Raw genomic sequence first — 1,568 nt, 5'->3', positions numbered from 1 at the left:
TCCGTGAAGGCCTCCTTGAGGGACTCTGGGTCCCTCAAGGAGGCCTAATGGGTTGTGTCCGGGCTGGGTTTGGCAGGCTTGGATGTGGTGGCTGCTGGCGGGTGAGCACTCGTGAGGCCTGGGTTTTGCGAGACCTTCGTGAAGACCGTGCCCTTTGCTGGTAGCGGGAGAAGTTGATCACTTGAGGGATGTCGTGCCTGCCGTGTGGTGTGAGCACTCGACCATTAGGCCGTTGATCTTCTTCCGCGTGGCTGCCGGTCATGGTCCGGATAGGGCGGGAGCTGGTGCGGCGTGGTGTTGTTCGTCGGTGATGACTGGGCGTCTGATCATCATGATGTGGAGGTTCAGGACCAGGCGGGGCGGCGGTTGGGCAAGGCCCGGTTGCCGGAGGGGGTCGAGGGGATTGCCCGGTTGCATGGGCTGCTCGCGCGGTTCCTGCCCGAGGACGCCGAACCCGGCCAGGTGCTGGTCGGGATCGAGACCGATCGTGGCCCGTGGGTGGCGGCGCTGGTCGCGGCGGGGTATCGGGTGTTCGCGGTCAACCCGCGGCAATCGGCGCGGGCCCGGGACCGGCTCGGGGTGTCGGGGGCGAAAAGCGACGCCGGTGACGCGCATGTGCTGGCCGATCTGGTCCGCACCGACGCCCATCAGTTGCGTGAGGTCGCGGGCGACAGCGACCTCGCCGACGGCGTGCAGGGCCTGACCCGGGCGCATCAGGCGTTGATCTGGGACAAGACCAGGCAGGTGCTGCGGTGGCAGGCCACGCTGCGGGACTATTTTCCCGCCGCGCTGGAGGCCTTCCCCGACCTGGCCGCGCCCGAGGCCCTCACGCTGCTGGCGAAGGCCCCCGACCCGCAGAGCGCGGCCCGGTTGTCCCGCAAACAGATCACCGCCGCGCTCACCCGCGCCCGACGGCGCGATATCGACGGCAAAGCCACCACGATCCAGGCCGCGTTGCGAGCCGAGCAGCTGACCCGCGGCCCGGTCCTGACCGCGGCCTCCGCCGCGATCACCCGCTCGCTGATTGCGGTGATCACCACCCTCACCGAGCAGATCACCCAGCTCGAAAGCGAAGTGAAGACCCATTTTGGCCGGCACCCTGACGCCGGGATCTATAAGTCCCAGCCAGGACTGGGACCGATCCTCGGTGCCAGGGTGCTCGCCGAATTCGGAGACGACACCACCCGCTACGCATCAGCGAAGGCCCGTAAAAACTATGCCGGGACCAGCCCGCTGACCATCGCTTCCGGCCGCAAAACCACCGTGCGGGCCCGGTTCGTGCACAACGACCGCCTCGTCGACGCGCTGGCCCGGCAAGCGCAATCAGCGCTGCGGGCCTCGCCCGGAGCACGCGCCTACTACGACATGCACCGAGCCAGAGGCACCGGTCACCAAGCCGCGCTACGCCAGCTCGCCAACCGGCTCGTCGGGATCCTGCACGGATGCCTCAAAACCCACACCCACTACAACGAAACAACCGCCTGGACACACCACAACATAACCGGACAAACCAGGAAACAACCGACAGCCGCTTGACAACCAAAACCCAGGGATGTCTTCACGGACTT

At 67.0% G+C, this 1,568-nt stretch carries 1 protein-coding gene; it reads left to right on the top strand.

The features are described 5' to 3' along the window. Positions 1-294 precede the first annotated feature (294 nt). Positions 295-1,536 (top strand): IS110 family transposase, encoded by a 1,242-nt coding sequence (locus ACLJQ7_RS42600; protein WP_410653871.1) that lies wholly within the window; start codon positions 295-297, stop codon positions 1,534-1,536. Positions 1,537-1,568: the final 32 nt, after the last annotated feature.

It is taken from the genome of Amycolatopsis sp. cmx-4-54, from assembly GCF_046548895.1.
GTDB lineage: Bacteria > Actinomycetota > Actinomycetes > Mycobacteriales > Pseudonocardiaceae > Amycolatopsis.
The sequence above is the reverse complement of the archived record's forward strand: the minus strand, read 5'-3'. Positions and strand labels throughout refer to the sequence as shown.